Origin of the sequence: Ectopseudomonas oleovorans, from assembly GCF_003052605.1 — a bacterium.
GTDB classification, from domain to species: Bacteria; Pseudomonadota; Gammaproteobacteria; order Pseudomonadales; family Pseudomonadaceae; genus Aquipseudomonas; species Aquipseudomonas oleovorans_A.
This window is the reverse complement of record NZ_QASO01000062.1, coordinates 37,896-64,123: the sequence shown is the minus strand read 5'-3', so window position 1 is coordinate 64,123 and position 26,228 is coordinate 37,896. Positions and strand designations below refer to the sequence as shown.

25 protein-coding genes and 3 pseudogenes are annotated in these 26,228 nt (G+C 61.1%); 17 read left to right on the top strand and 11 right to left on the bottom strand.

The genetic code is table 11. The annotated features are described in order from the left end of the window. Positions 1 to 19: 19 nt before the first annotated feature. The 8 genes from DBO86_RS10685 to DBO86_RS10650 all read left to right on the top strand — a co-directional run bounded on the left by DBO86_RS10685 (position 20) and on the right by DBO86_RS10650 (position 7,883). The gene (locus DBO86_RS10685; RefSeq protein ID WP_023082836.1) at positions 20 to 1,159 is read left to right on the top strand and encodes an acyl-CoA dehydrogenase family protein; all 1,140 of its coding nucleotides are present in this window, start codon (positions 20 to 22) and stop codon (positions 1,157 to 1,159) included. Continuing rightward, complete coding sequence (locus DBO86_RS10680) at positions 1,156 to 2,493, top strand: FAD-dependent oxidoreductase (RefSeq protein ID WP_004350200.1); 1,338 nt, start codon at positions 1,156 to 1,158, stop codon at positions 2,491 to 2,493. The genes DBO86_RS10685 and DBO86_RS10680 overlap by 4 nt, the downstream gene beginning before the upstream one ends. Positions 2,494 to 2,520: 27 nt before the next feature. Next, entirely contained in the window at positions 2,521 to 3,927 is a 1,407-nt protein-coding gene (locus DBO86_RS10675; RefSeq protein ID WP_004350201.1) for an ABC transporter substrate-binding protein, read from the top strand. Next, complete coding sequence (ntrB, locus tag DBO86_RS10670) at positions 3,924 to 4,775, top strand: nitrate ABC transporter permease (RefSeq protein WP_004350202.1); 852 nt, start codon at positions 3,924 to 3,926, stop codon at positions 4,773 to 4,775. The genes DBO86_RS10675 and ntrB overlap by 4 nt, the downstream gene beginning before the upstream one ends. Continuing rightward, on the top strand, positions 4,765 to 5,670 hold the full coding sequence (locus DBO86_RS10665; RefSeq protein ID WP_004350203.1) for an ABC transporter ATP-binding protein: 906 nt from the start codon (positions 4,765 to 4,767) through the stop codon (positions 5,668 to 5,670). Before ntrB ends, DBO86_RS10665 begins: the two co-directional genes overlap by 11 nt. A gap of 25 nt (positions 5,671 to 5,695) precedes the next feature. Then, positions 5,696 to 6,145 carry a cyanase gene (gene cynS, locus DBO86_RS10660; RefSeq protein WP_004350204.1) on the top strand — a complete coding sequence of 150 codons (450 nt, stop codon included), beginning with the start codon at positions 5,696 to 5,698 and terminating at the stop codon, positions 6,143 to 6,145. 107 nt (positions 6,146 to 6,252) lie between these two features. Continuing rightward, positions 6,253 to 7,074, top strand: coding sequence for a sulfite exporter TauE/SafE family protein (locus DBO86_RS10655; protein ID WP_167399116.1), 822 nt, complete (start codon positions 6,253 to 6,255; stop codon positions 7,072 to 7,074). A gap of 8 nt (positions 7,075 to 7,082) precedes the next feature. After that, positions 7,083 to 7,883, top strand: coding sequence for an MBL fold metallo-hydrolase (locus DBO86_RS10650; protein ID WP_043884800.1), 801 nt, complete (start codon positions 7,083 to 7,085; stop codon positions 7,881 to 7,883). Positions 7,884 to 8,114: 231 nt separating this feature from the next. Here the strand turns inward: DBO86_RS10650 and DBO86_RS10645 are convergent, their stop codons facing one another. Together DBO86_RS10645 and DBO86_RS26615 are read right to left on the bottom strand one after the other, a co-directional pair. Next, positions 8,115 to 8,663, bottom strand: coding sequence for a nitroreductase family protein (locus tag DBO86_RS10645; protein WP_235569949.1), 549 nt, complete (start codon positions 8,661 to 8,663; stop codon positions 8,115 to 8,117). After that, positions 8,618 to 8,888, bottom strand: a pseudogene (locus DBO86_RS26615) (site-specific integrase); the annotation flags it as partial. The pseudogene DBO86_RS26615 and the gene DBO86_RS10645, both read right to left, overlap by 46 nt. Positions 8,889 to 9,208: 320 nt before the next feature. On the opposite strand from DBO86_RS26615, the gene DBO86_RS10640 reads away from it, so the two are divergent. The 6 genes from DBO86_RS10640 (at position 9,209) to DBO86_RS10615 (ending at position 15,172) form a co-directional block, all read left to right on the top strand. Next, positions 9,209 to 10,468, top strand: coding sequence for a phospholipase D-like domain-containing protein (locus DBO86_RS10640; RefSeq protein ID WP_024014392.1), 1,260 nt, complete (start codon positions 9,209 to 9,211; stop codon positions 10,466 to 10,468). A gap of 313 nt (positions 10,469 to 10,781) precedes the next feature. Next, a complete protein-coding gene (gene phnC, locus DBO86_RS10635) occupies positions 10,782 to 11,609 on the top strand; it encodes a phosphonate ABC transporter ATP-binding protein (protein ID WP_003117867.1) in 828 nt (275 codons plus the stop codon). Next, positions 11,606 to 12,469, top strand: a complete 864-nt coding sequence (gene phnD, locus DBO86_RS10630; protein WP_003117866.1) for a phosphate/phosphite/phosphonate ABC transporter substrate-binding protein — start codon at positions 11,606 to 11,608, stop codon at positions 12,467 to 12,469. The genes phnC and phnD overlap by 4 nt, the downstream gene beginning before the upstream one ends. An 8-nt stretch (positions 12,470 to 12,477) precedes the next feature. Then, on the top strand, positions 12,478 to 13,305 hold the full coding sequence (gene phnE / locus DBO86_RS10625) for a phosphonate ABC transporter, permease protein PhnE (RefSeq protein ID WP_003298907.1): 828 nt from the start codon (positions 12,478 to 12,480) through the stop codon (positions 13,303 to 13,305). Between the two features lie 8 nt (positions 13,306 to 13,313). Beyond that, positions 13,314 to 14,324: a phosphonate dehydrogenase PtxD gene (ptxD, locus tag DBO86_RS10620; RefSeq protein WP_108233639.1), complete on the top strand. Its 1,011-nt coding sequence runs from the start codon at positions 13,314 to 13,316 to the stop codon at positions 14,322 to 14,324. Next, a complete protein-coding gene (locus tag DBO86_RS10615) occupies positions 14,318 to 15,172 on the top strand; it encodes a LysR family transcriptional regulator (protein WP_108233638.1) in 855 nt (284 codons plus the stop codon). Before ptxD ends, DBO86_RS10615 begins: the two co-directional genes overlap by 7 nt. A 33-nt stretch (positions 15,173 to 15,205) precedes the next feature. Here DBO86_RS10615 and DBO86_RS10610 read toward each other — a convergent pair whose 3' ends face one another. From DBO86_RS10610 to DBO86_RS10600, 3 genes are all read right to left on the bottom strand, one after another. After that, positions 15,206 to 15,826 (bottom strand): tyrosine-type recombinase/integrase, encoded by a 621-nt coding sequence (locus DBO86_RS10610; protein WP_003118388.1) that lies wholly within the window; start codon positions 15,824 to 15,826, stop codon positions 15,206 to 15,208. Positions 15,827 to 15,939: 113 nt separating this feature from the next. Further along, complete coding sequence (locus DBO86_RS10605) at positions 15,940 to 17,805, bottom strand: polysaccharide deacetylase family protein (RefSeq protein ID WP_043884803.1); 1,866 nt, start codon at positions 17,803 to 17,805, stop codon at positions 15,940 to 15,942. Between the two features lie 125 nt (positions 17,806 to 17,930). Further along, entirely contained in the window at positions 17,931 to 18,896 is a 966-nt protein-coding gene (locus tag DBO86_RS10600) for a hypothetical protein (protein WP_167399114.1), read from the bottom strand. A 500-nt stretch (positions 18,897 to 19,396) separates the two neighbouring features. Between DBO86_RS10600 and DBO86_RS10595 the strand changes: the two genes are divergently transcribed. Continuing rightward, positions 19,397 to 19,894: a hypothetical protein gene (locus DBO86_RS10595; protein ID WP_108233637.1), complete on the top strand. Its 498-nt coding sequence runs from the start codon at positions 19,397 to 19,399 to the stop codon at positions 19,892 to 19,894. Here the strand turns inward: DBO86_RS10595 and DBO86_RS10590 are convergent. Beyond that, positions 19,891 to 20,316: a hypothetical protein gene (locus tag DBO86_RS10590; protein ID WP_108233636.1), complete on the bottom strand. Its 426-nt coding sequence runs from the start codon at positions 20,314 to 20,316 to the stop codon at positions 19,891 to 19,893. The genes DBO86_RS10595 and DBO86_RS10590 overlap by 4 nt on opposite strands. An 81-nt stretch (positions 20,317 to 20,397) precedes the next feature. Between DBO86_RS10590 and DBO86_RS10585 the strand changes: the two genes are divergently transcribed. Further along, the gene (locus DBO86_RS10585; RefSeq protein ID WP_108233635.1) at positions 20,398 to 20,829 is read left to right on the top strand and encodes a LexA family protein; all 432 of its coding nucleotides are present in this window, start codon (positions 20,398 to 20,400) and stop codon (positions 20,827 to 20,829) included. Then, positions 20,829 to 22,088 (top strand): translesion error-prone DNA polymerase V subunit UmuC, encoded by a 1,260-nt coding sequence (gene umuC / locus DBO86_RS10580; RefSeq protein ID WP_108233634.1) that lies wholly within the window; start codon positions 20,829 to 20,831, stop codon positions 22,086 to 22,088. The genes DBO86_RS10585 and umuC overlap by 1 nt, the downstream gene beginning before the upstream one ends. A 194-nt stretch (positions 22,089 to 22,282) precedes the next feature. Here umuC and DBO86_RS10575 read toward each other — a convergent pair whose 3' ends face one another. The 5 genes and pseudogenes from DBO86_RS10575 to DBO86_RS10555 all read right to left on the bottom strand — a co-directional run. Further along, entirely contained in the window at positions 22,283 to 22,648 is a 366-nt protein-coding gene (locus DBO86_RS10575; RefSeq protein ID WP_244185533.1) for a LysR substrate-binding domain-containing protein, read from the bottom strand. A 35-nt stretch (positions 22,649 to 22,683) separates the two neighbouring features. Further along, positions 22,684 to 22,827 (bottom strand): annotated as a pseudogene (locus DBO86_RS10570) (TraI domain-containing protein); the annotation flags it as partial. Next, positions 22,813 to 23,285 (bottom strand): annotated as a pseudogene (locus DBO86_RS26610) (transposase); the annotation flags it as partial. The pseudogenes DBO86_RS10570 and DBO86_RS26610, both read right to left, overlap by 15 nt. 347 nt (positions 23,286 to 23,632) lie before the next feature. Beyond that, positions 23,633 to 24,961, bottom strand: coding sequence for a DUF1329 domain-containing protein (locus DBO86_RS10560; protein WP_108233632.1), 1,329 nt, complete (start codon positions 24,959 to 24,961; stop codon positions 23,633 to 23,635). Between the two features lie 19 nt (positions 24,962 to 24,980). Next, a partial coding sequence (locus DBO86_RS10555; RefSeq protein ID WP_108233631.1) for a DUF1302 family protein occupies positions 24,981 to 26,228 on the bottom strand: 1,248 nt, incomplete at its 5' end.

Sequence of the window (26,228 nt, the reverse complement as noted above, 5' to 3'; positions counted from 1 at the left end):
ACGCATCGAGGAGGTCGCCATGAACAGTGTCGCCGCGCCCGTTGCTGAGCTGACACCCAGCGTAAACGACAAAACCATGCTCCAGCGGGTATCCGAGATAGCCAGCGGGCCTCTCGCCGAGGCCGCCAACCGTATCGACCGGGAGGGTTACTACCCGTTGGACATCATGGCGCGCCTCGCCGAGGTGGGCGCGTTCGGCGCGCATCTGGACCGGCGCGGGGCCGACTTTGGGCTAGCGCTAGCAGCTAACAGCGAGATCGCCCGCAGTTGTGGGTCCACCGGCTTTCTCGCCTGGTGCCATAACGTCTGCGGCCTGTACATGGAGCAATCGGCGAACCCGGCTCTGCTGGCGCGCTTGAACGACCACGTCGAAGGTCGTAGCTTCGGCGGTACCGCACTGTCCAACCCGATGAAGGCCATGGCCGGCATCGAGCCGATGCTGCTGCGCGCACAGCGGGTGCCAGGCGGCTATCGGGTGAGCGGTTCACTGCCCTGGGTCAGCCACATCGCCCCCGGGCAATACTGCGGTGCGATCGCGGGTGTCGATCGCGCCGACGGTACTCGTTCCCACGAGATCATGTTTCTGCTCGATCTCGACGAGCGGGTCGACCTCAGGCATTGCCCCGCATTTTCCGGCATGGAAGGCACCAGCACCTGGGGCATCCGCCTGACTGATCACTTCATCGGCGAAGACCAGCTCATCGCCGACCCCGCCGGCCCTTTCGTCAACCGCGTCCGCGCCGCCTTCATCCTCCTGCAGGTCGGAATGGCGACCGGCCTGGTGCAGGCCAGCCTGGACGCGATGAACGAGGTCGAGCCGGTACTGGGGCACGTCAACCAGTTCCTTCATGACCGTCCCGACGTGCTCCAAGCCGAATTTGCCGAGCTCAATTCACGGGTCGCCGCGCTGGTGCGCACCCCTTACGAAACCGATAAGGACTTCATGCTCGACGTGCTCGATGCGCGCGTACAAGGCGCCGAGCTGGCCCTGCGTGCGACCCAGTCGGCCCTGCTTCACCAAGGCGCGCGCGGTTACCTGATGAGTGCCGGACCACAACGACGCATCCGCGAGGCGCAATTCGTGGCGATCGTTACCCCGGCGATCAAGCACCTGCGCTACCAGATGAACCGCCTGATGCAGGAGGCCCAGCCAGCATGAGTGCAATCACCCAAGCCTGGCGGCAGTTCATTTGCCGCGCCTGTGGCCTGATCTATGACGAAGCGCTCGGTGATCCGGACAGCGGGCTGGCGCCCGGCACCCGCTTCGAGGACATTCCGGATGACTGGGAATGCCCGCTTTGCGGCGTGACCAAGCTGGATTTCGAACCCTACGTGATGCGCGAGGCGCCAGCTGCCGTGGCGATGCCGGTCGGGCCTCGCGAGACAGGCATCGTGGTGGTCGGTGGCGGACTGGCCGGCTGGTCTGTCATCGAAGCCATCCGCGCCATCGATCAGAGCACCCCCATCACGCTGGTCAGCGGTTGCAAGGGCGACCTTTATCACAAGCCCGAACTGTCCGTTGCGCTCAGCCGCGGTCAGTCGGCCGACAAGCTGGTGCGCGAGCGCGCCGCCGAGGCCGCTGCTCGGCTTGGCGTGCGCCTTTTGCCGGAAACCTTCGCCGTAGGCCTATCCCCACGGCTCCGTCAACTGCGCACCACACGCGGCAACCTGAGCTACACCCGGCTGGTTCTCGCTCAGGGTGCCCGCCCCGCACTGCCCGTTGCGCTGCCGGCCGAGCTCTGCTGGCGCGTCAACCACCTGCACGGCTGGGCCGGCCTGCAGGCGCGGCTGGCCGAGCGCGGCCCCCAGGACGTGGCGGTTATCGGTGCCGGGATGATCGGCTGTGAGATCGCCGAGGACCTGGCGCGAGCGGGTCACCGGGTCACGCTGATGGATCGTCAATCTTTACCACTGGCGAACCTGTTGCCCGAGCCGGCGGCCCGCCGTCTGAACGCCGCGCAACGCCAGTTGGGCATCGAGCTGCTCGGCGACGTCGAAATCGCCTCGCTGACCTCGCTCGCCGACGGCCGCAAGCGCCTGCTGACTCGCTGTGGCCAGCGCCGTGACGTGGATCAGGTGATCGCCGCTACCGGCCTGGCCACCGAACCCCGCCTGGCGCGCCTGGCCGGTCTGGACTTCGCACGCGGCATCAGCGTCGACCCCGCCACGCTGCAGACCAGCGACCCGGACATCTATGCCCTGGGCGATTGCATCAGTCTTGGCGGTATGCCCTGCCGCTTCATCGAACCCATCGCCCGTCAGGCGCGAGCCATCGCCGCCCATATCGCCGGCATGCCGGGCGCGCTCTATCGCCACAGCGATCCCGTCATCAGGCTGAAGACCGCCTCCTTGCCGATCGCCCTGCACGGCATGCCTCATGCAGACGGGCATTGGCATGTCGTCCAGGAAACCGATGGCTTTCTGCTCATGGAACAACGAACCAACGGCACGACTACGTCAACGCTGCGGGTTGGCCGCGCCGACGCCGCGTGACTGCAGACCAAACTGGAGGGTACAGACATGAGCGACAATAACTTCTTCCGCCCCTATTCGGAGCATGCCACGCTGACCGGTTGTGCCTGCGGAAAGCACGAAAGCCCCGAAGCGCATGATCGCGCTGCGGAACAGGCGCGACTGGCACGCTCGCGCGACCGGGAAATGCTGTCGCAGGACTTCGTCGAGGCCGCGGCGGTGCGCGCGCTCTTCCCTAACGACGTGACGCGCCGGCGCTTTCTCCAGGCGGTCGGTGTCGGCACGGCAATGGCCGCCATCTCCAGCGTGCTGCCGCTGACGTCACTGCAGGCGATGGCCGATGAACGCGGGCCGCTGGAAAAGACCAATCTGAAGATCGGCTTCATCCCCATCAACTGCGCCACGCCGCTAATCATGGCTGACCCGCTCGGGCTGTATCAGGAGCAGGGCCTGTCGGCAAGCCTGCAGAAGACCGCCGGCTGGGCACTGGTGCGCGACAACATGCTCAACGGCGAGCTGGACGCATCACACATGCTCGCCCCCATGCCGTTGGCGATCAGCATGGGCCTGGGCTCGAATCCGCAACCGATGCGGGTCGCCACCATCCAGAACATCAACGGCCAGGCCATCGTTCTGGCGCTCAAGCACAAGGAAAACCGCGACCCGAAGAACTGGAAAGGCTTCAAGTTCGCCATTCCCTTCGAATATTCGATGCACAACTTCCTGCTGCGCTATTACCTCGCCGAGCACGGGCTGGACCCGGACCGCGACGTGCAGCTGCGGGTAACGCCGCCGGCCGAGATGATCGCCAACCTGCGGGCCGGCAACATCGACGGTTTCTTCGGCCCCGAGCCGTTCAACCAGCGCGCCGTGTATGACCAGGTCGGCTTCATCCATGTGCTGTCGAAGGACCTTTGGGATGGCCATCCCTGCTGCTCCTTCGGTGTATCCGAAGCCTTCATCACGGAAAACCCCAATACGTTCGCCGCGCTCTACCGCGCCATTCTCAACGCCGCCGCCATGGCTCAGGACAAGGCCCAGCTGCCGACCATCGCCAAGGCGATCTCGACGCCGAATTATCTCAACCAGCCGGAGACGGTGATCCTCCAGGCGCTTTCCGGGCGTTATGCCGATGGCCTGGGCCAGGTACAGAACGAACCGCAACGCTCAGGCTTCGACCCCATGCCCTGGTACTCCATGGCCACCTGGATGCTGACCCAGATGAAGCGCTGGGGTTACGTGAAGACGGATGTTGATTACAGCGCGCTGGCCGAGCAAGTGTTTTTGCTCACCGACGCACGCCGGCAGATGGCTGCGCTGGGCATGGCCGAAGCCGAGGCTCAGCTGGCCAGTGGCTACAAGCCGTTCGAGGTGATGGGCAGGCCATACGATCCGACCGCCCCGGACGACTACCTGGCCGGCTTCGACATTCCACGCATGAGGACCCGACCATGAACAATCATCTTCGCCTGAAGGCGGCGTTGGTCTCGGTATTGTTACTGGCCGCACTGTTGCTGGTCTGGCAGACCGCCACCCATACCCCCGCCCAGCAGACCGACGTGAGCGCGGCAGACGCCGAATACGCCGCGCTCATGGGACAAACGGCCGAGGCGCCGAAGAAGGACGGCTTCCCCACGCCGGCGCAGTTCTTCGAACTGGCTGGCCAGCAGCTAAGCGAACCCTTCTACGACCGCGGCCCGAACGACAAGGGCATCGGTATCCAGCTTGCGCATTCGCTCGGGCGCGTCGCGCTCGGCTATCTGATCGCACTGGCCGTAGCAATTCCACTCGGCTTCGTGATCGGCATGTCGCCGCTCCTGTACCAGGCACTTAACCCCTTCATTCAGGTGCTCAAGCCCATCTCGCCGCTGGCCTGGATGCCGATTGCGCTCTACACCATCCGCGACTCATCGGTCTCGGCAGTGTTCGTGATCTTCATCTGCTCGATTTGGCCGATGCTGATCAACACCGCATTCGGTGTAGCCGGGGTGCGCAAGGACTGGCTGAACGTCGCACGCACGCTGGAGGTATCGCCGCTGCGCAAGGCCTTCTGCGTGATCCTGCCGGCCGCGGCTCCAACCATCATCACCGGCATGCGCATCTCCATGGGTATCGCCTGGCTGGTCATCGTCGCGGCCGAGATGCTCATAGGCGGCACCGGTATCGGCTACTTCGTCTGGAACGAGTGGAACAACCTTTCGCTGGCCAACGTGATCTTCGCGGTACTGATGATCGGTGTCATCGGCATGCTGCTCGATCTCCTTTTCGCACAACTGCAAAAGAAGGTGACCTATGTCGACTAAAGCATTCCTCAAGGTCGAAGGGCTGAGCAAGCGTTATCAGCCAAGCCAGCCTCCCGTATTCGAGAACATCAACTTCAGCCTGGAACAAGGCGAGTTCGTCTGCGTGATCGGCCACTCCGGTTGCGGCAAGAGCACCATTCTCAATGTGCTTGCCGGCCTGGAGGAGCCAAGCAGCGGTGGCGTCGTCATGGCCGGCAAGGAAATCGCCGGTCCGAGTCTGGACCGTGGTGTGGTGTTCCAGGGGCATGCGCTGATGCCCTGGCTGACGGTCGAGCAGAACATCGCCTTCGCCGTGAAGTCCCGACACCCGTCCTGGTCGCGCCAGCAGATTGCCGAGCACGGTGCACGCTTTATCGAGATGGTCGGCCTGACCGGCGCTGCGCAAAAGAAACCGGCGGAGCTGTCCGGCGGCATGAAACAACGCGTCGGCATCGCCCGGGCCTTTGCCGTCGAGCCGAAGATGCTGCTGATGGACGAGCCATTCGGCGCACTCGATGCGCTGACCCGCGGGGTGATCCAGGACGAACTCGTGAAGATCTGCGCGGCGACCCGGCAGACCGTGTTCATGATCACCCACGATGTCGACGAGGCCATCCTCCTTGCCGACAAAGTGATGTTGATGAGCAACGGGCCCAACGCGCGGATCGCCGAGATCGTCATCAACACGCTGCCGCGCGAGCGAACCCGCGAGACCATTCATCACGACCCGCAGTTCTACCGAATCCGCAACCACCTCGTGGACTTCCTGGTGCGTCGCTCCAAGACCATCCAGCAAGGTGTCGAAGGCGTGCTCGGCGACCAGCCGCTGATCGTCCGCCCGGGCCTCGATGATACCGACCCACCACCGCCAGACCCGCGAACGCAGCAACCGCTGCGCCGCATCCACGCTGTTTGACTCCACCTACTGTAGGAACCGATCGATGATTACCGACCGCGCACAAGTTACCGAGATGATCATCTCCGCCAAGGTCACCAAGGGCATCAAATGGAGCCAGGCCGCCGAGGCCATTGGCAAGAGCAAGGAATGGACAACCGCCGGCCTGCTCGGGCAGATGGCCTTCGACAAGTCCCAGGCCGAAACGCTTGGCAAGCTGTTCGGCCTCACCGACGAGGCCGTGGCCTGGCTGCAGATCGTGCCGTACAAGGGCTCGCTGCCTACCGCCGTGCCGACCGACCCGCTGATCTACCGCTGGTACGAGATCGTCAATGTCTATGGCGGCACCATCAAGGAGCTGATCCACGAGGAATTTGGCGACGGCATCATGAGCGCCATCGATTTCTCCATGGATATCCAGCGCCAGCCGGACCCGAAAGGCGATCGCGTGAACGTGGTGCTGTCGGGCAAGTTCTTGCCCTACAAGAGCTACTGACCGCGCGGCCTTCCGACCCCTCGAACTTCTGTATGCAGGTTCAGCGCGCCGCGGCCATCGGCTGCGGCGACGAACCGACGTTCATCCTTGCCCAGCGGAGAACCCGTATGGATCCACTGTTGCTTGGCGGCGTCGCCGGCGTGCTGGTTGGCCTGAGCATGGGGCTGACCGGGGCGGGCGGCGGTGTACTGGCGGTTCCGGCACTGACGATGGTGCTGGGACTGGACTTGCACCAGGCCGTACCGCTTGGCCTGCTGGCGATCGGTAGCGCCGCACTGCTGGGCAGTCTCGATGGCTTGCGCCACGGTTTGGTGCGCTACCGGGCCGCGCTGTTCATGGCGGCGATCGGTGTGCTCACCGCATCGCTCGGTACCCGCCTCGCCCATAGGCTGCCGACCGACGCGGTGATGCTGCTGTTCTGCCTCGTACTGATCGTCATCGCCGTGCGGCAGTGGTCGCAGGGCATGACGCCGATCGCATCCGACATCGCTGACGCTGCCCTGTTCAAGCCGTGCCGGCTGGCCCCGGACAACTGGCGCTTCTGCTGGACGCCCCGTTGCTTCATGCATTTTGGCGCGATTGGCGCCTCGGCCGGATTGCTCACCGGGCTGCTCGGGGTGGGCGGTGGATTCGTCATCGTTCCGTTCATGCGCCGCTACTGCGAGCTCGGCATGCAAGGGGTGGTGGCCACCTCGCTTGCGGTCATCGCGCTGGTTTCGCTGTTCAGTGTCGGACAGGCGTTGCATGCCGGGATCGTCGTGCCCCCGGCAGGTTGGCTGTTCATCGGCGCGTGCGCGCTCGGCATGGCAGCCGGGCGGCTGATGGCGGCGCAGTTCAGGGCGCGCACCCTTCAGCTCGGTTTCGCCGCGCTTGCCGCTGGCGTAGCCCTGGCGCTGGGCGCGCGCAGCCTTACCCACCTGCTTGCTTGAGAATCCTAATGACTCTGGATATCCGCTCGTTCTTCGATCCGGTCACCTCGACCTTCACCCATGTAGTTCATGCGCCAGGCCAGGCGCAATGCGCCGTAGTCGATGCAGTGCTGGGTTATGACCCGGTCACCCGCCTGACCGATACGCACATGGCTGATGAGGTGAAAGCCTATATTCAGGCCAGGGGGCTGCAGCTCCAGTGGTTACTGGAGACCCATGTCCATGCCGATCACCTGTCGGCCGCCAGCTACCTGCGCGCCGAACTTGGCGGGCGTATCGGCATCAGCGGCCGGGTCATGGAGGTACGCTGCACGCTCGTCGATCGGTACGGCCCGTTCCAGCAGAGGCCATACGACCACTTGTTTGCCACGGACGAAATGTTTTACATCGGTCCGCTGCGGACGCAGGCGCTTGCCGTGCCGGGGCACACGCCCGCCGATATCGCCTACCTGGTGAATAATGAGGTCGTGTTCGTTGGCGACACGCTTTTTCCACCGGACGTCGGCACAGCGCGTTGCGACTTCCCAGGGGGCAGTGCCAAGACACTGTATCGCTCCATCCAGCGTCTGCTGAGTTTGCCCGCGCATGTTCAGATGATGATGTGCCACGACTACCCGCCTCGCGACCGCGCGCCCATTGTCGAGTGCACCGTTGCTGAACAGCGCTCGACAAATATTCATGCGCGAAGTGGCATTTCAGAGGCCGAGTTTATCGAGATGCGTACCCAGCGCGACCGGACACTTCCAGCCCCACGCCTTTTGGGGCCATCCATGCGTGCGAATCTAGGGGGCTTGCAAACTGATCGTTGAGAAGCGGATAGGATCAGGCCGCTTCGCCTCAAGTTGCCAAGCGAGTAGCCGCCCCGCTACGGAAAAGCATGTGCGCCCGGACGGGTCTACTACGTGACCGCAATCAACAGCGCTGTTGAGAGCCCCCGGCGGAATAAGGCCCGGACTTGCTGTCGTTTGCATCCTACGGGCCAAAACAACTTCGTCGATATCAGCGATGCACGCCCATCTGCCAGACATACCCTCCTGCCATCAGCGAAACATGAATATTCGCTCAGCCGGCAAGCGCGACTTTCCAGGACCGTCTCCGTTGTCACGACTGCGATAGCCCAACGCGACCAAGAGCACGCCGGTCAGCCCATGTTGTGGCAATTGAAAGGCTGCATCGACCGAGGCCTGATCGAAATGCTCCATGGGTACGGCGTCAATGCCCAGCGCCGCCGCGCGGGAGATCAGAGAGCCAAGAGCGAGATAGACGTGCTTCTCCATCCAATGAGCCAGATCCTTGCGCTCATAACGGTGCAGGTTGATTCGACGTGCACGGGCGTGATGCTGAGCGATCTGAGCGCTGTCGTCTGAAAAGCGCCCCTCCGCAGCCTCCTGCGCCAGTAAAGCCTGGAGGTGCGAGTCACTCATGTCGGAAAGTCTGCAGAGCAATATGAAATGAGAGGCATCGAGCAGTTCGAGCTTTCTATTGGCATCGACCTGTTTGGCTGCATTTGCAAGCTGCGCTTTGGTTACCGCGCTTTCGGCAACTGAACTGGGCGATGAGTTTTCTGCTGCATTACGATGGCTCGCGATGACAAGTGCTCGCCATGAGCAACGTCGCGCACACGGAGCTTGGTTAAATCGCAGGCTCGCAGTTTGCTGTCGATGGCTAAATCGAAGAGTGCCAGATCTCGGGTTCTCTCGGCGATTTACAGTCTCACTCGGATCGCCCAGATATCTCTCAGGCAGCGGTGCCTTCTGTCCGACTAATTTTCCTTTGTTCCAGGGCTGATGGCTGTACGTAGCAATGATGTTCATGGAAGTGTCCTCCGCATACGGGAGGACAAGGATGGTTAGCTCGGGCAAGGGACGCTAACCGGCCAAAAGCTGCCCGTCTCTTAACATTGAACGCAGACGCGATGACGGCAGCCGCTATTATGCAGTGAATTGTCGAGCTGAGCCTTTGCACTCGGAGTTGAGCCGCTATAACGTGTAGCGCAATGCATGAGTCATACTACCGTCCACGAATCCGGATAAGTACCATCTAGAAGGATGCGTCGTGCACCGCTCAGTTACCCGCGTCTTTCAGGATCACTGGGCTATGTGTTACCCGACGCAAGATCGCGCGTGGAAAGGAAATGATCCTAGATACCAAAGCTCATGTGTTTTGGCTGGACTTGGCAAGCGGTGCCAGGTCAACAATCCTGATGCTATCGCCCTATCTAACTGGGCCGCTTGCTGAGGAAATCCTCAGTACCTCTGAACGGAGCAGGGTTTATACCCGGTTTGACGCTGAACTATTTGCCTCCAGAGCTTCGAGCCTAGCTGTTCTCCAGCAGCTGATAGAAGCCGGACACCAGCTCTTTCACCTTGATGCGTTGCACGCCAAGGTTGTGATTGCACCAAAGGAATTCGCTACTGTCGGGAGTCAGAATGTAACATCGAACGGTCAAAAGAATTTGGAACTAAGCGGCTACTTCTCGGACGCCGAGTCAGTAGCCCGAGTGCACAGCTTAATAGAACCATGGCTAGGAAAAGCTGTGCCGATCACGTTGCAGATGATCAAGGAAATGGAGGTGCTTCTTCCTCCTTTGATGGAAGTCTACGACGCCTTCCACGTTGCTTGCGTAGTTGCGCAGAAGAAGATTAGCAGGTCAGCCGCCAGCGGTCTAAGGCGCGCAGAGCTGGAAAAGGTAGAGCGTACTCAAGCGGAGTTGAAGTCCGAAATAATGCGTGCGCTTGAGGCGGCTCCGATTTCAGAGGAATGGGATCTTGGAATCGTACATTTTCGTGAGGCTGGACAAACATCACTTTTCAGTTCAAGCCGAGATCTAATTACTTGGACGGTCGCTGGACGTTCGGTAGCCTTGGAAAGACTGTCTAGGTATTTGTGCATCACAGATGCTGGTGAAGTCGGATGGGCACGTGTAGCCCAAACCCGTATATCCATGGTTGGTCGAGGTATCGATTTCAGAGAAAAAATTATTGCCGAGCGTCCAACTTGGCGAGTCGAAGTTGATTCAAGAAAAGACTACCTAGATGGCCTGCCAAAAGACGCAAATCTCATAATTACGGTTAAGCAATATGGCCGCAAGCTTTGTGTTATTCCTATGCGGTTCGCTTTATCGTCATACAAGACGTTTGCACCACGCCGCGTTAGTCAATCAGATGGTGCGGAGTCGGCGGAATGTCAAAACGCACGGGCTTGGATCAGAGAGCACCGAGTAAGCTTTGAACAGCAGGTGATTTACCGTATCACCCGGACATTCAAATACGGGTCGAATCTATTGGGAGAGGACGCCACATTCTTCGGCAAACCAGAGAGTGAACACGTCATCAGAGTTGCGCTGATCAGGGGTAATCCAGTTCTGTTTGTGAAAAGCGGCTCTCGGCCTTGATAAGCACCTCATCGAACCGGCGTCCGCTTCTGGCCGCTAGTGTGCGCCCTCTTGCTTGGATGGCATTACGTTCTGGCCCAACGTTACTGTAGCGAATCCGCAGCAGTATCAATCAAAGCTTCCTGTATCCCGCGTGAAGAAAGACGCTACGTTGCGCCCGTTCTTCCACGGCTTCGCTTGCCGCCCCGCTACGGCAGATTCGAAGCATTCATCGAAATGTCATCATTTAGAAGCAGTGCGTTAACAAGGAATTTCTACCCTTTGCATCGCGAACCGCAATTGTGCGGCCAGCAATATTGCGAAAGGTGATCAAATGACGCCCCATCCGATACAGGACGCCGTGCTGCGGGTCGACCGGTTGAGCGTCGTCTACCCAGGCGGCGTGACAGCCCTACGCGATACCTCGATTGCATTTCGGCGTGGTGAGTTCACCGTGCTGCTTGGTCTCTCGGGCGCAGGCAAGTCGACCTTGCTCCGTAGCCTCAATCGACTCGTCACGCCCACTCGCGGCAGTGTCACCAGCGAGCTCGGTGAGCTCGGCAGCGGCTCGGCCTTGCGTCAGCATCGTCGGCGTACCGCCATGATCTTTCAGCACCACCAGCTAATCGAACGTCAAAGCGCACTGGCTAATGTGCTTACCGGTCGGCTGGCCTTTCACAACACGCTCCGCTCGCTGTTTCCTCTGCCGCGTGCCGATCAGGAGATTGCGCTCAGTTGCCTCGCTCGGGTCGGTCTGGCAGACAAGGCGCTAAGCCGGGTGGACAAACTGTCCGGTGGCCAGCAGCAGCGGGTAGGCATCGCGCGTGCGCTAGCGCAACAGCCCGCGATCATTCTTGCCGATGAGCCGGTAGCCAGTCTCGACCCGGCCACTTCGGTCCGTGTTCTCGGACTGCTGCGCGACATCTGCAAGGAAGACGGCATCACCGCCATCGTTTCGCTGCATCAACTCGAATATGCCCGCCGCTTCGCCGATCGCGTCGTCGGGCTGGCCGATTCTCAGATCGTTTTCGATGCCGCGCCCTCGGAACTCACCGATGCGCAGCTTGAGCGCATCTATGCAGGCCGCTCTACGACTCAGCCAGCAACTGCTCCGGCTGAAACCCCTGTCATGCTCGCACCTTCACTGGAGATGTCCCGATGAAACGCTTATCCGCTCTCTTATTGACCTGTTTGCTGTCCGCTGTTTCAAGTCTGTCCGCCGTAGCGGCCGATGCCGATCCGGATGTGCTAAAGGTTGCGCTGCTGCCGGACGAAAACGCCTCGGAGTTGATCAAGCGAAACCAGCCGCTGAAGGATTATCTGGAAGAGCATCTGGACAAGAAGGTGCAGCTGATCGTAACCACCGACTATTCCTCGATGATTGAGGCGATGCGCTTTGGCCGTATCGACCTGGCGTATTTCGGTCCGCTGTCCTACGTCATGGCCAAAAGCAAAAGCGACATCGAGCCCTTCGCTGCCATGGTCATCGACGGCAAGCCGACCTATCGCTCAGTGATTATCGCCAATGTGGCGTCAGGCGTGAATGAGTATGCCGACCTTAAGGGCAAGAAGATGGCCTATGGTGACCGGGCATCGACGTCCAGCCATCTGATTCCCAAAACCGTGCTTCTTGAGACGGCCGAGCTGACGGGTGGGCAGGACTACGAACAACATTTTGTGGGCACGCATGACGCCGTTGCCGTCAACGTGGCGAACGGAAACGCCGATGCGGGTGGGCTGTCGGAGGTAATTTTCAATCAAGTAGCCGAACGTGGCCTAATCGATCCGAGCAAGGTGAAAGTACTTGGTTACAGCGGCGAATATCCCCAATACCCCTGGGCGATGCGCTCGAACCTGAGCCCCGAGCTGAAAACCAAGGTGCGGGATGTATTCGTCGGTATCGACGATCCCGAAGTGCTGCGCAACTTCAAAGCCGAGGCCTTCGCGCCAATCACCGACGCCGACTACGATGTGATTCGCAACATGGGATCGCTGCTCGGCCTCGACTTCGCCACGATGTGAGCACCGATATGTCTACTCATCATGACGTGCAGGCGCTGCCTGCAGAGCAACGCGAGCACATCCTTCGAGGCTTCGGCCTCGGTTGGTGGCGCCAGCTGGGGCAGGTGGCAATTGTACTCGGAGTGGTGCTGTTGGCCTGCTGGTACGTGGGGCTGCTCGATGCCACCACGCTGCTGAACGGGCTGCCCTCCATCGCGACCCTGGCAGGCGAGGCCATGCCGCCAGACTTTTCGGGCTATCGAAGCTGGATTCGCCCGTTGATCGACACGCTGGCGATGAGCATCGCCGGCACGGCCATCGCAGTGGTGTTCTCGCTGGTGGTGGCCTTCGTTGCAGCGCGCAATACGGCGCCGCACCCCCTTGTGTTCGGTGTTGCCCGGGTGCTGCTCAATGCCCTGCGGTCGGTGCCGGAGCTGATCATGGGCATCATCTTCGTTGCAGCCGTAGGGTTCGGCGCCTTGCCGGGCGTGCTTGCCCTGGGTCTGCATTCGATCGGCATGGTCGGCAAGTTCTTCGCCGAGGCCATCGAGCACGTCGACGAAGCGCCGGTGGAAGCCGCTCGGGCGGCGGGGGCTACGCCGATGCAAGTGCTGCTGCACGCGGTTTTGCCACAGGTGACTCCGCAGTTCGCCGACGTGGCGATCTACCGCTGGGAATACAACTTTCGCGCCTCCACCGTGATGGGCATGGTTGGCGCCGGCGGTATCGGCTTCGAACTCATGGGCTCGCTGCGCATCATGCAGTACCAGGAGGTTGCAGCAATCCTGCTGGTCATCCTGGCCATGGTCACGCTAGTAGACGCCTTCAGTGGCGTGCTGCGCAAACGTTTCAAATAGGACAAACCATGCTGCCGAAACTCGTTATAACTCACCGAGTACACGATGAGATCCTGCAACTGCTGGCGCCACATTGCGAGCTGATGACCAACCAGAGCGACAGCACGCTGACGCGCGAGGAAATTCTGCGCCGCTGCCGCGATGCTCAGGCGATGATGGCGTTCATGCCCGATCGGGTCGATGCAGAATTTCTCCAAGCCTGCCCCGAGCTGCGTGTGGTCGGCTGCGCGCTCAAGGGCTTCGACAATTTCGATGTGGACGCCTGTACTGCCCGCGGGGTCTGGTTGACCTTCGTGCCTGATCTGTTGACGGTCCCGACTGCCGAGCTGGCGATCGGACTGGCGGTGGGGCTGGGGCGGCATCTGCGCGCAGCAGATGCGTTCGTCCGCTCTGGCGAGTTCCAGGGCTGGCAACCACAGTTCTACGGCACGGGGCTGGATAACGCGACGGTCGGCATCCTTGGCATGGGCGCCATCGGACAGGCCATGGCTGAGCGCTTGCAGGGATGGGGCGCGACCCTGCAGTACCACGAGGCGAAGGCTCTGGATACACAAACCGAGCAACGGCTCGGCCTGCGCCAGGTGGCGTGCAGCGAACTCTTCGCCAGCTCGGACTTCATCCTGCTGGCGCTTCCCTTGAATGCCGATACTGAGCATCTGGTCAACGCCGAGCTGCTTGCCCTCGTACGGCCGGGCGCTCTGCTTGTAAACCCCTGTCGTGGTTCGGTAGTGGATGAAGCCGCCGTGCTCGCGGCGCTTGAGCGAGGCCAGCTCGGCGGGTATGCGGCGGATGTATTCGAAATGGAAGACTGGGCTCGCGCGGACCGGCCGCGGCTGATCGATCCTGCGCTGCTCGCGCATCCGAATACGCTGTTCACTCCGCACATAGGGTCGGCAGTGCGCGCGGTGCGCCTGGAGATTGAACGTTGTGCAGCGCAGAACATCATCCAGGTATTGGCAGGTGCGCGCCCAATCAACGCTGCGAACCGTCTGCCCAAGGCCGAGCCTGCCGCATGTTGAATCCGGTCTGGCTGAAGAGCCTGGTAGCGATCGTTCAAACAGGCAGTTTTCAGAGCGCGGCGAGGGCGTTGGGGCTGGCCCAGCCGACGGTGTCGCAGCACTTGCAGAAGCTTGAAGAGCAGGTCGGCGTAACGCTGGTGCAGCGCAGTCGTAGCGGCTGCCAGCCTACCACACGGGCGCTGGCCTTCATGCCGCATGCGACCGCCTTGCTCGACATGCACGCCCGGGCGCTAGAAGCCCTGCATGGCAATCGTGAGCGCGTCGGGGCCAGCTCCAACATCGGCACCTACCTTCTCCAGCCATTCGTGCGCAACTATCTGACGACCGCAAATGAGAGGGGCGAGGTGGATCTGCGCATCGCCGCCAACCCGGATGTGGCCGACCAGCTACTGGCGGGCCAGCTCGACGCCGCGATCATGGAATGGTGGCTACCTCACCCCGACTTCGAACACCGCCTCTGGCGGGTCGAGCCGCTGGTACTTATCGTCAGCCCCGACCATCCGCTGGCTGAAGCAGGGTGCATAGAACGCGATCGTCTGGTGGACCTGCCGATGCTGGGAGGTGAACCGGGTAGCGGTACCGGACGGCTTCTGACCGAATACTTTGGCGAGCTGGGCGTGCCTCGCAGCGGTATGCAGCTAGGCAGCACCGAGGCAGTCAAACAAGCAGTCAGGGCGGGACTCGGCGTGTCGTTGGTGATGGCTTCCGCAGTACAAGACGAAGTTCGCAGTGGCGCGCTGGTAGCTCTTCCCATCCCGGGGCTTGAAAAGCGTCTCCAACTGATCTGGCGCAAACCGCCCGGAAATCTGCACCCGCCGGGATTTGTGCGGCACTTATTGGCCGGTTAGCGACGGCCTGACTTTGGCCGTCGCTACACATGGTCACACTTCGGTCTGTTCCGCCATTTCCAAGGCGTCATCGACCTCAATTCCCAGATATCGAACGGTGCTCTCCAGCTTCGTATGGCCGAGCAGCAGTTGAACGGCCCGCAGGTTCTTCGTCCTGCGATAGATCAGTGATGCCTTTGTGCGTCTCATTGTGTGAGTGCCATACATGGCTGGGTCAAGGCCAATGGCTTTCACCCAGCCTTTGACGATACGGGCGTACTGACGAGTGGATAGATGGTCTGAGTTATGCAGTCGACTCGGGAACAGGTAGTCCTCGCCGCGGAGCTGTACTTGATGTATCCAAGCCGCGAGCGCCGCCCGAGTTTGCTCAGTGATCTCGAACTGCACTGGCCGCTGTGTTTTCTGCTGCATCACTATTGCTCGTGATGACACCTGCTCACCATGGGCAACGTCCCGCACACGGAGCTTGGTTAAGTCGCAGGCTCGAAGCTTGCTGTCGATGGCCAGGTCGAAGAGAGCCAGATCCCGAGTTCTTTCTGCAATTTGAAGCCTTACTCGGATGGCCCAGATATCTCTCAGTCGGAGTGGGGTTTTCTGTCCGACCAGTTTTCCTTTGTTCCAGGGCTGGCGGCTGCAGGTAGCGATGATGTTCATAGCAAGTCCTCCACGTGTGGGAGGACAAGAATGGCTAGCCTGAACGGTGGTCGCTAACCGGCCAAAACCTGCCCGTGGTGACAGTCGCAGTCGAACCTGGATTTCCTGCTTCTTTAGTGATGTAAGTCAATCATAATCGTGCCGGCGGGAATATCGCGGAACAGCCATCGCCCATCGGATAGCTTTTGCATGGCGCTGCCAGAGACCGGCCGCAAGCCAGTTGGCAACTCAAATACCAGATCTTTAATAGGCTCTTGCGCTTGGACGTTGAGCACAATTTGACCGCGTTGCGCCAGCACATCGACCTCGACTTTATCGCGTGCAGCCCACCAGCTGCCGTACTGGCTCATGGTTCCAAACCAGGCGAATGGTTTGAGTCGAGGAAGGATCTGCTCCAAGAAGCGGTACTTATGGTCAACTTCATTCGGGTGAAGCAGCATCACGTAACTTGCGCCATATCGGGCAAGCTTCTCGGCCAGCTCAACCGCCTCCTCGACTCGCTGATCCATAATCGGCGGTATCTCATCTTCAATCGCAATTGGAAACTCAAACACTGTCGTTTCATCGCTATACATCCGTTGCGTGTTTGTGCGAAACGGTAAGTGTGTGGTGAGGTTCCCTGCAGTTGCTGAACTCGAAAAGCGATAGCCCGATGCGGCCAGAGCCTCAGGGAGGCGAGGCGGTGTTGCTAGATAGCCGGGACGGAACGAGACCACCGAGCGACCGGTCAGTTGCTCCAACAAAAAGCGGCTCACCCTAAGCTCGCCCATCACCGTCGCACCTTGCGTATCGCCAAGAGCCCTAACCCTCGGCTGATAGGTCGGATATTGCTCGCTCCCATCACCAAGCGGAAGCGAGGCGTAAATGTCGGAATGGCTAACAGAGTGGCTGGCTATCTCCATACCAGCCGCCACCAAGGCATCCATCGCAGCAAGCGTACGGTCGTTGAAAAAACCTTCGTCCTGAAAGTCGCGGTAGTATTTTGTTTGTAGGAAAAAGGTTGCCGGTATTCCTTCCCGCACGAGCAAGTCCCGATAGGCAAGTAGATTGCCCATCGACTTGACGTAATCCACATCAAACGTCACGACCGCAGCCAGGCGTTGGCCTTGTGGCACAGAGCCAATCGTGACGGCTTGCGGTTCGTGCTGGCGATAGACAGCCCTGAGCCAGCGCAGCCATACGTCGACGGACGGCTCATAACCATTGGCATAGGCCCGGTAGCCTTGGTCATTACGATCGTTGTGCGCTCGCATGATGAAAAAGCCGAGGTCAAAACCCAACGCATATGCGCTGCCGCCTGCCTTGTTGTCTCCTCTGACCAAAGCGGCGGATCCGTCTTCGAACCTGGCCAAAACCTGCTGCGCATTCACATACGTTTGCGTGCCGATCCAACTTGTCGGCAGATCAGGCTGGCCAAGCAGTACTGTCTTTTCATGGGGATCGCTGATCCAGCCAAGGGCTGGCGCTTGTTCGAAGGTGATACTGTGGTGAGCTCGCGATTCCAAAGTCGTTTCGAAGCCAAACAGATCGTGTAGTCCGCCACCCAGCACTTGTGTGGCTATTAGAGTCCGTCCTGCTTCCACGTGGCGGCGCAGCGCTGTGCGCCCAGCATCGTCAAGGGTGCGTCCCGAAAGCAACGGATACACGAGGACGACGTTATGACGAGTAGCCTCGGCGACGTCATCGGTAATAGTGAACGGCACGCCGATACTTTTGAGGCCATGCGCCAGGCCGAGCCAAGCGGAATCCTTATCGGTCAACAAGATTGCAAGACGAGAAGGCTCTCCGCTGGCGAAGCGATTCCAGTCGGAACGCCCCTGGTCAGAGATATGGCTCACTTCAGTGGGCCCGTTTAGATCATCTAAGCGATCAAATGTGTTTCGCTCGATAAAAGCGGTAACGGCAACTATCAGCAAACTGACAAGAACTATAATGGCAATGGCACGTGCCAAGATGGCAGGCTTGTTTACGAACGGCACGAAGACCTCGTCGGTGCAAGTAGAAAATTAGCATCTTGGAGCAATGCGAGGCAGGAAACGTTAGAGCGGCAACCGGCTCCTGCTGCTTCCGGATCGTAGCTGTTTCGTTTATTAGCAATAGATTTTCATAGTTGTTGGCCGGTTGGATAATATTCCCACTCTTGCCAGTCGATACCCCCTACAGCCAGAGGCTGCAGCCTAGCCCGCCAAAAGCTGTCCTGCTCTTGAAGTAGAGCCTGTGCTGCGCCGCCCCAGGTTTCTTCAGGCGCAAGCTGAGGCTCTATGCTCTGCGCGAGTCGAAAGCGCACGGCCGGCCAGCGCTGAGCGATTTTCTCCGTGAGCTGGGCGCTGCGTTCAGCACTGCGGGTGTAGATCATCAAACTCACCTTACTAACACCGATGGAAGGTAGCTCACACGGAGCGCAAGGAAAGCCACCCATCTCCTCAGTAAACCAGCGGTAATGGCTCGATATTTCGACAGGCCAAGGACTAGCGGCTGCCACATGCTTTAGCGTGTCCAGCCATTCACGCACATGTTTCGCCGGAACCGGCCAGCCACGCTGCTCAACTTCCAGATCCAGATGAAGTGCTGAGAACGACACAGACTTCAATTTCGAAATGATGGCGATCAGCGAAGCGCGGTGCTCAGGCGCCATCCAGTCTGGATCACCCAAAAGCAGCACAGGCTCGAAGCCACGTTTTCTGAGCGTTATGGCAACCGCATCGAGCGTCCGCACAACTTCCGGTTGCGCTAATTGCTCGGCGCTCAGCCCGATATATAGACGTTGGATGCCCGTGCGGTCCAGGCGAGACAGCTCGTCGGTTCGAGTAGCAGGATTGAGCAACGCACGGCTATCCCAAATGTACACGCCCCGCCTCCAGGCCTGGGTAGCCTCGGGTTCAGCAGCGTTTACTTCCAGAAAGTGCAATTGCGCCGGTGACATAACCTCTGCTGGCGCAGCGAAAGCCAGGCAACTTAGCAAGCCGCACACTAGAAGCTGGCGCATTTGAAACTTCTTCGCTTTAAGGAGAACCCACCACGGTGCCATGGCTGATGATTCACGATCACGTCGCAGCATTTCATTGAGCATCGCAACCGCGCTCCAGCATCGAATGACAATATGAGCCACGGAAGATCTGGACGCCCCGCCACAGGCGTAGGTATCCGCGTAGCGATAGTTTTGCACCATGCGAATCTAACCGAGTGGCGGTTTCACGTTATCAACCAAAACCGTCACTAGTGACTAGGAAGTCTCAGGGGTACGAGTCGTCAAGAAGCCAGCGGACATTGAGGGGCAGCAAATCATGTGCCGAGACGAGGCTTCCAATCCCCGCCCCGCTAAACGGTATGTTGCATACAGCCAGCGCTGCAAGCGAACTGCATAGGTCAGCCCGTCCAGCTACACGGGTGGACACAATCTGCTTCGGGTCGATCGCTCTCAAGGACTGCTTTTGGCCGGTTCCTGCGGCCCGTTCTGTGGCGGGCCCTGACGGCCATGATCACGATATTAATTACCTGCGTGAAATCATCGGCGTTTTTCAAGATAGATAACCGGCTAGGACAGCAGCCCCCCTCGAAAGGAATTCGACCATGCCTACGATCCTCCGCTACCTTTCCGTCTCCCTTGTTTCCGCCCTGGTGGCCGCTTATACGGCCCTGTGGTTGGCCAACCCCGCGCCCCTGGAACAGCCCCATGCGGTTGTTCGCCCGCCGCTGATCATTCAGCAGCAGGGGGACGATCTGTTGTTGTGGGGTGGCTGGAATACGGTGGCCGGTTACGAGCCGCCCGGGGTGAATGCAGTGGAGATTCGCTGCAACCGCGGCCGCGGCACCTGCCAGGAGGCTTTTGCCTCGATCCACCATCACGACGAGGGCGAAGACCTGGAAGCCCAGGTGTTCGACTATGAAGTGGTGGAGTGGTCGGAGCAGATGCTGCACGCCACGGCGACCATGCCCGAGGCCGAGTGCGTGACACGCAGCCTGGTGGTGGCGCTGCCGGCCGGCTCCGCCTCGCTGGAGCTGGTGCCGCAGGGCGATGACTGCGAGTTCGAGGTCAGCGCTGCGATGCTGGAGGGTGACCCGCTCTAGGCCGTTACCAGGCTCGGCCAGCGGTCGTGCACCGTTGGCCCACCCTGCGGCGGTGTGGTGGTGACCACGTAGACCCGCCGTTCTTCCCCGTGCTCAATGAGCAGCGCCTCAACGGTTTGGCCTGGCTCCAGGTCGAACCAGTGCGAGGCGCCTGATGCGTCCTTCTCCATAAAGCGTTCGGCCAGCACCTGCACCGGTTGCGGGTGGTAGCGCGCCCATTTGCCGGCGGTGATGGAGTCGGTTCTTGCCCAGCCGGTGGCGGGTAGGTGGCCGGGTTGCTCTTTACGCCGGCCCCAGGGGACCCAGGCCACGGCGCCGTCAGCCTGACGCACGGGCAGGGCGGCGCGTGGGTTGGGGAAGTAGATCCGCAGTTGCTGGCCGGTTTGGGTGTAGCGCCCGGTCACTTCGACGCCGCCGCACATGGGTGCCTCCCGTCTGTTGTCGTTGCCAAGGCTGGGGCTTGATAATACTGTATTAATATACAGCATATCGCGAGGTTACCCATGGCCCTGACAGTGATCGGCCGCCCGTTGCGGCCAGGTCTGCGGCTGCCGTTGTTCCTGAGCCGCGTTGCCGCCGGCTTTCCTTCCCCCGCTGAAGACCATATCGAGGCCAGCCTCTCGCTGGACGAGCTGTGCGTGGTGCATCCGGCGGCCACCTTCTTTCTTCGGGTGGTGGGGGACAGTATGACCGGCCTGGGGATTTTCGACGGCGACATCCTGGTGGTGGATCGCTCGATCACGCCGCGCGCGGGCATGGTGGTGGTAGCGGTGGTGAACGGGGAGTTCACCTGCAAGCAGCTGGCCTATGAGCACGGCACGCCGGTGCTGCGTGCGGCGAACAAGGCCTACCCGGACATTCGCCTGCGCGACGGCGAGGATCTGGAGGTGTTCGGCGTGGTGACGCGCTGCATTCACAAGCTGCCGGGGTTCTGATGCCGACCTATGCCCTGGTGGACTGCAACAACTTCTACGTGAGTTGCGAGCGGCTGTTCCGCCCCGATCTGCGCGCGGTGCCGATGGTGGTGCTGAGCAACAACGACGGCTGTGTGGTGAGCCGCAGCAACGAGGCCAAGGCGCTGGGCATTGGTATGGGCGAGCCTTTCTTCAAGATCCGCGACCTGGTGCAGGCGCATGGCGTGCTGGCGTTCAGCAGCAACTATGCGCTGTACGGCGACGTTTCCGCACGGGTGGTACGGGTGCTGCGCGGGCTGGCACCGCGTCTGGAGGTTTATTCGATCGACGAGAGCTTTCTCGACCTGGCGGGCCTCGGCCGGCCGCTGGCCGGTTACGGCCGGCACATTCGCGCGGAGGTGCAACGGCTGACGGGCATGCCGGTGGGGGTGGGCATCAGCACCACGAAGACCTTGGCCAAGTTGGCCAACTGGGCCGCCAAGCGGCGTAGCCGGAGCGGGGTGGTGGTGGCCACCCGGCCCGAGCAGCAGGCGGCGTTGCTCAAGGACGCGCCGCTGGGCGAGGTGTGGGGCGTGGGGCGCAAGCTGCAGGCGCACCTGGGCGCGCTGGGTGTTAAAACCGCCTGGGATCTGGCGCAGCAGGACGCCTGGACGATGCGAAAGCAGTTCTCGGTGGTGCTGGAGAAGACCATTCGTGAGCTGCGTGGCGAGCCGTGCTTCGCCCTGGACGAGGGGCCGGAGCCGAAGCAGATGATCACCTGCAGCCGCAGCTTCTCGCGCCGGGTGACGGAGCTGGCGCCGCTGCGCGAGGCGGTGGCCAGCTACGCCTGCCGCGCAGCGGAGAAGCTGCGCGCGCAAGGCGATGTGTGCCAGCTGCTGCAGGTGTATATCCGCACCGGGGTGTTCAACCCGGACGAGCCGCGCTACGCGCGCACCGCCAGCGTGCCACTGCACACGCCGAGCAACGACTCGCGCGACCTGGTGCAGGCGGCGCTGGCCGGGCTGGAGGGTATCTACCGGCCCGGCTACCGGTACCAGAAAGCCGGGGTGATACTGATGAACCTGGCCAGCCCCGGGCAGGTACAGGCCGACCTGTTCGCCCCGGCGCCGCGGCCGCGCAGCGCGGCGCTGATGGCAACCGTGGACAGGATCAACACCAACATGGGCCGCGGCACCGTGCGCCTGGCGCGCGTGCCGGCCCTGGGCGGCTGGTCGATGAAGCAGGAGCTGCGTTCTCCGGGGTACACCTGCCGCTGGGACGAGCTGCCAAGGGTACGTTAGATCATGAACAGGTGAGGGAGCCGCCGTTGCTGACAGCGACCTACCAGGCGTTCCAAAGATAAAGGAGGGTGTGAAAGACCCACTACCATTAAGTCAGCTGCTGCCGGTCGCGACAGACTGAAGTCGAACCACGGCTATCGGTCGTGGTAGGCAACAACCGGCCAAAAGCGGACGATTGCTGGCAGGTATTCAAGCTATGTCCCCAGGCCCTGGGGAAATAGCTCGGGGTTTGAGAAAGCCTGCTTAAGATGGTCGTACACCAATCGCACCCGCTTCGATACAGGGCCCTGCTGCGGGCGGTATATGAACAGATCCCATGGCGCCGGAGCGAGATGAGCCAAAACAGAAACCAGCTTGCCTGACCGCAGATGGGGCTCAGCCAGATAGGCAGGAATTTGGCCAAAGCACATGCCTGCCAGGGTGGCTTCCAATTCCGTGTCAGGATCATCACAGATAAGAGCTGGCTGCCTGGGCGTGAATGTTTGCCCGTCGGCAAATAGCCAAGGCCAAGGGCGACCATTTTTCTGGTCGATCAGGACTGAAAGTGGCAGCTGAGCCAAGGCATCCAGAGATCTAGGTATTGTCTTTTGCTCTATTCCTTGAGCAGGTAGCGCAACCCATCCAGCAGCTTGCTTTGCAGTGCGTGCTTGGGCGCGGCCATGGCGCGCGCCGGATCTCCGCCCAGATCCTGGGCCACCGACGTCCGGTCTGCTTGTACGACGAGTGCCCCGATCATGCCACGACTGTCTTCATGAATTTCGCGAATGCGCCGAACCAAGCGCGCGTTCTCTTGAGCGCGTGAGCTTGGCTCGCGATCCTGCCAGGCGTAGTAACCGCTGGCGGACACATTCAGGCAGCGACACATCAAGCGAACTGTGTACTCGTTGCGGCAGCGCCGGATCACCGCGTACCGCTCGATGATTCCTTGGCAAAGTACGCTGCCGCGTCTCTTAAAAAATCACGCTCCTTGGTCACCCGGGCCAATTCACGCTTGAGACGGGCAAGCTCCTCATCTCGCGGACTCCCCGTGCCAGGAAAAGCATTTTCCAAACCTGGCTGCGACTCTCGAACCCAGCGGGTAAGCAGGTTTGGCGCAACGCCAATTTCAAGGGCCACCTGCCGGCAGCTCGTCCCGGAACGACGAACCAGCTCGATGGCTTCCCGCTTGAATTCGGGACTGTATCTCTTGCGCTTCATGAACACTCCTTCGGCTCGATATGAGCTTACTCGAAAGTGTCCGCGTTATCGGGGTAGAACCCCAGCGGGAGTACCTATCCCGTGAGTGGTGGCCCTTGAGGCAAAAGCTTGGCCATGCGGCGTAGGTTTTGCACTGTCGCGGCCAAGGTGAATTCGTCAGTTGCACCCATGAGGCCACGCAGTCGTAAACGGTCGAGTTTCATGATCCGTTTGCAGATGGGATCAAGCCAGACAGCCCCTGCTTTGAGGGCGTGGCTTTTTATATAGTTGTCCGTGTGAGAGGTGATTGTTTGCTTGCTGCGTTGGTCGAAATGCCCGGCCGCATTTAGCGGACCGGGCTTGATTGATCAGTTACCGGTAGCGCGCATGTGCTGAACGCTGAACATCTCCGGCTTGCTCATCTCCGGATCGACCTGGCCCTTGAACTGACCCGTGGTGCAGTGCATGGCCTGGATGTCGATCATCGTGAAGCTGTCGTCGATCGACACGCCGGAGCCCTTGTTCTTCGGCAGGTGGTGGTCCGGGTGGGCCTGGCCGATGGTGAAGGTCTTCCACATGCTGCCCTTGCGGTCATACGACACGGTGCGCGGCACGGTGAAGGTCTGCGCATCCATGTAGTGCACGCGCTTGGACAGTGGGTGGCTGCCGTCCACCGGCACCGATTCCACCTCGTAGACCTTGCGCAGCTGCCAGGTGATGTTGGGGAAACAGCCGCCCTGACCGCCGAACGCCACCACCTGGTAACCGTCGCTGTCCTTGTGCGTTTCGCTGTCCAGCGTCAGGTCGTTGTGGTTGTAGAACGGCATCAGCATGAAGCGGGTGCCCTTGTAGCTCCACTGCATGTCGGAAATACGCCCGTTGTAGCCCTCGAAGTCCTCGATCATCAAGTCGGAGCCGAGGAAGGCATCGGTCACCTGGCCGGTGGCCAGGCGCCGCACGCGGCGCTGGAAGCCCAGGTACAACCAGGAGTTGTCGCGCTTGAGGTCGTCCTCGGCGCGATGGATCAGCAGCTGGGTGTTGCGCACGTCATAGGGCTCCTGCGCCTTGACGTAGATGCCGCGGAACAGCTGCGACGGGTTGGGGGTGATCGCCGGCGTGGGCTCTTGGTTGACCCGGCGGGTGAAGTTGAGGAAGTGGAAGTCGAACTTGATGGTGCGTTCCAGCTTGCCCGTGTTCATGTCGCGGAACTTCCAGTAGAACGGCGAGATGGCGGCGCTGTCGCCCCAGTTGTAGCCGTACTTGTAGTTCCAGGCGAGCTTCTCGCCGGCGCGCGGGTCGTTCGCGTCCGGCTCCTGGGGGAACGGCCGGCCGGCCACGGCGCCACTGATCTCGCCGGGCTTCGCGCCGAGTTTGACCGTGTCCATGTGCTGGCGGGTAGCCTCGACATAGTTGGGGTGCAGGTCGAAGGAGGTGGTGTCGCCGACCTTCAGCTCCACCCAACCTTTCTCGATAAAGCCGTAGAAGGCCGGGTCGAGAATCTCCTTGAACTGGGCGACGTTGCCCTTGTTGATGGTCATGCCGGCGCTCAGACCGGCGAAGCTCGGCTTGTCGTTCTGGTAGGGGTAGAAGGACTGCTGGATCACCGCCTCGTCGGCGGCGTGCACGCCGCTGGTCGCGCCCAGCGTCAACAGGGCCAGCGCCAGGGCGCGGCTCTGCCGGGATTTCTTGTTGTTCATGGCTATTCCTCGTGATTGATCAGAAGCTGTAACGCAGGGTCAGTTGCAGTTCGTCTTCCTTCTGCGCCATGCCGATGGGGCCGGCGCGGAAGCGGCCCAGCGGCTCGTAGCCGCTCAGACCGGCGGTTACGCCCTCCGGCAGGCCAAAGCTGGTGAAGGGGTCCCAGGGGTTGCAGCTACGGCAGTCGTCGAACTCGCGAGCACCACGGCCGACCTTGAAGTTGGCGCCGGCGATGATCTTCAGGTTGTCGCTGAACAGGTACTGCACGCTCGGCGCGATGGCCGTGGCATGGGCCTTGAGGTCGTGGGCCACTAGCACCTGCGGGCTCAGCCGGTCGTTCATCCACCAGCCCTTGACCAGCAGGGTGCCGATCCAGTTCTGCTCCCAGTCCGGCATGCCGGCCTTGCCCAGTGGGCGATCCTCAAGCTGGTGCTCGCGGATGTGCTGGCCGAACAACTGGCCGGAGAAGAGGAAGGCGCGGCCGGGGTTGAGGAAGGGGATGAAGATGTTCTTGTCCGCACCGATCACGTAACGGGTGACGTCGGACTCGGAGAACAGCCGTGATTGCAGGGTGTTGGCAAACTCCTCGCCCTCGGTGTGCGCGACTTCGACGCGGAACACCGTGTCGATCGCTTGCGAGTAGTAGTCCATCGAACCGCCGATCAGGTTGACCCGCGGGAAATGGATATCGAAGGCGATCAGGGCCGGCCATACCGCGGTTTCACCGGTGAAGGGGTTCTGCGCCGGGATGCCGCCACGCAGCGAGGGCAGTTGCGAGCGGTAGGTCAGGGCGTTCAGCGAGAAGCCGAAATCGCCATAGACGCCTTCCAGCTTGATGCCGAACTGGCTGTTGGACAGGCTCCAGGACGGCATGTGCGCCTTGCGGATACCGATCTGGCCGGGGCCGAAGTCGGTGGCGATGTTGCCGCCGGCGAAGTTGGCCACGGTGCTGCCGTTTTCCCACAGGTTGTTCATGCCGCGGAAGAAACAGCCGGCATCCAGGGCCGAGTTCGGCGTGCCGCACTGGCCGAGGTTGTGCGGGCGGAACTTGTCGAAGTTCCACACGAACGACAGGTTGAGGTCGTCGAACACCTCGTTGGCGCCCATGCGCCAGTCGGCCTTGGCGATCCACATCGGGATGCGGATGTCCTCCAGTTCGTCGTAGATGTTGTTGCGCGAGAAGTCGATCGGGTTGATCACGTCGAGCACGCGGAACAGGTCGGTGCGGCCCCAGATCACCTGCTGCTTGCCCAGGCGCCAGCTCAG

What these genes read in the sequence shown, in the direction of transcription:
- DBO86_RS10600 (WP_167399114.1), bottom strand. Translation starts at nt 18,896, where the DNA reads ATGCTCAATGAAATGCTGCGACGTGATCGTGAATCATCAGCCATGGCA.
- DBO86_RS10590 (WP_108233636.1), bottom strand. Translation starts at nt 20,316, where the DNA reads ATGTGCGGCGGCGTCGAAGTGACCGGGCGCTACACCCAAACCGGCCAG.
- ntrB (WP_004350202.1), top strand. Translation starts at nt 3,924, where the DNA reads ATGAACAATCATCTTCGCCTGAAGGCGGCGTTGGTCTCGGTATTGTTA.
- umuC (WP_108233634.1), top strand. Translation starts at nt 20,829, where the DNA reads ATGCCGACCTATGCCCTGGTGGACTGCAACAACTTCTACGTGAGTTGC.
- DBO86_RS10685 (WP_023082836.1), top strand. Translation starts at nt 20, where the DNA reads ATGAACAGTGTCGCCGCGCCCGTTGCTGAGCTGACACCCAGCGTAAAC.
- DBO86_RS10640 (WP_024014392.1), top strand. Translation starts at nt 9,209, where the DNA reads ATGATCCTAGATACCAAAGCTCATGTGTTTTGGCTGGACTTGGCAAGC.
- DBO86_RS10655 (WP_167399116.1), top strand. Translation starts at nt 6,253, where the DNA reads ATGGATCCACTGTTGCTTGGCGGCGTCGCCGGCGTGCTGGTTGGCCTG.
- phnD (WP_003117866.1), top strand. Translation starts at nt 11,606, where the DNA reads ATGAAACGCTTATCCGCTCTCTTATTGACCTGTTTGCTGTCCGCTGTT.
- phnE (WP_003298907.1), top strand. Translation starts at nt 12,478, where the DNA reads ATGTCTACTCATCATGACGTGCAGGCGCTGCCTGCAGAGCAACGCGAG.
- DBO86_RS10560 (WP_108233632.1), bottom strand. Translation starts at nt 24,961, where the DNA reads ATGAACAACAAGAAATCCCGGCAGAGCCGCGCCCTGGCGCTGGCCCTG.
- DBO86_RS10665 (WP_004350203.1), top strand. Translation starts at nt 4,765, where the DNA reads ATGTCGACTAAAGCATTCCTCAAGGTCGAAGGGCTGAGCAAGCGTTAT.
- DBO86_RS10675 (WP_004350201.1), top strand. Translation starts at nt 2,521, where the DNA reads ATGAGCGACAATAACTTCTTCCGCCCCTATTCGGAGCATGCCACGCTG.
- phnC (WP_003117867.1), top strand. Translation starts at nt 10,782, where the DNA reads ATGACGCCCCATCCGATACAGGACGCCGTGCTGCGGGTCGACCGGTTG.
- DBO86_RS10610 (WP_003118388.1), bottom strand. Translation starts at nt 15,826, where the DNA reads ATGAACATCATCGCTACCTGCAGCCGCCAGCCCTGGAACAAAGGAAAA.
- DBO86_RS10680 (WP_004350200.1), top strand. Translation starts at nt 1,156, where the DNA reads ATGAGTGCAATCACCCAAGCCTGGCGGCAGTTCATTTGCCGCGCCTGT.
- ptxD (WP_108233639.1), top strand. Translation starts at nt 13,314, where the DNA reads ATGCTGCCGAAACTCGTTATAACTCACCGAGTACACGATGAGATCCTG.
- DBO86_RS10595 (WP_108233637.1), top strand. Translation starts at nt 19,397, where the DNA reads ATGCCTACGATCCTCCGCTACCTTTCCGTCTCCCTTGTTTCCGCCCTG.
- cynS (WP_004350204.1), top strand. Translation starts at nt 5,696, where the DNA reads ATGATTACCGACCGCGCACAAGTTACCGAGATGATCATCTCCGCCAAG.
- DBO86_RS10615 (WP_108233638.1), top strand. Translation starts at nt 14,318, where the DNA reads ATGTTGAATCCGGTCTGGCTGAAGAGCCTGGTAGCGATCGTTCAAACA.
- DBO86_RS10650 (WP_043884800.1), top strand. Translation starts at nt 7,083, where the DNA reads ATGACTCTGGATATCCGCTCGTTCTTCGATCCGGTCACCTCGACCTTC.
- DBO86_RS10585 (WP_108233635.1), top strand. Translation starts at nt 20,398, where the DNA reads ATGGCCCTGACAGTGATCGGCCGCCCGTTGCGGCCAGGTCTGCGGCTG.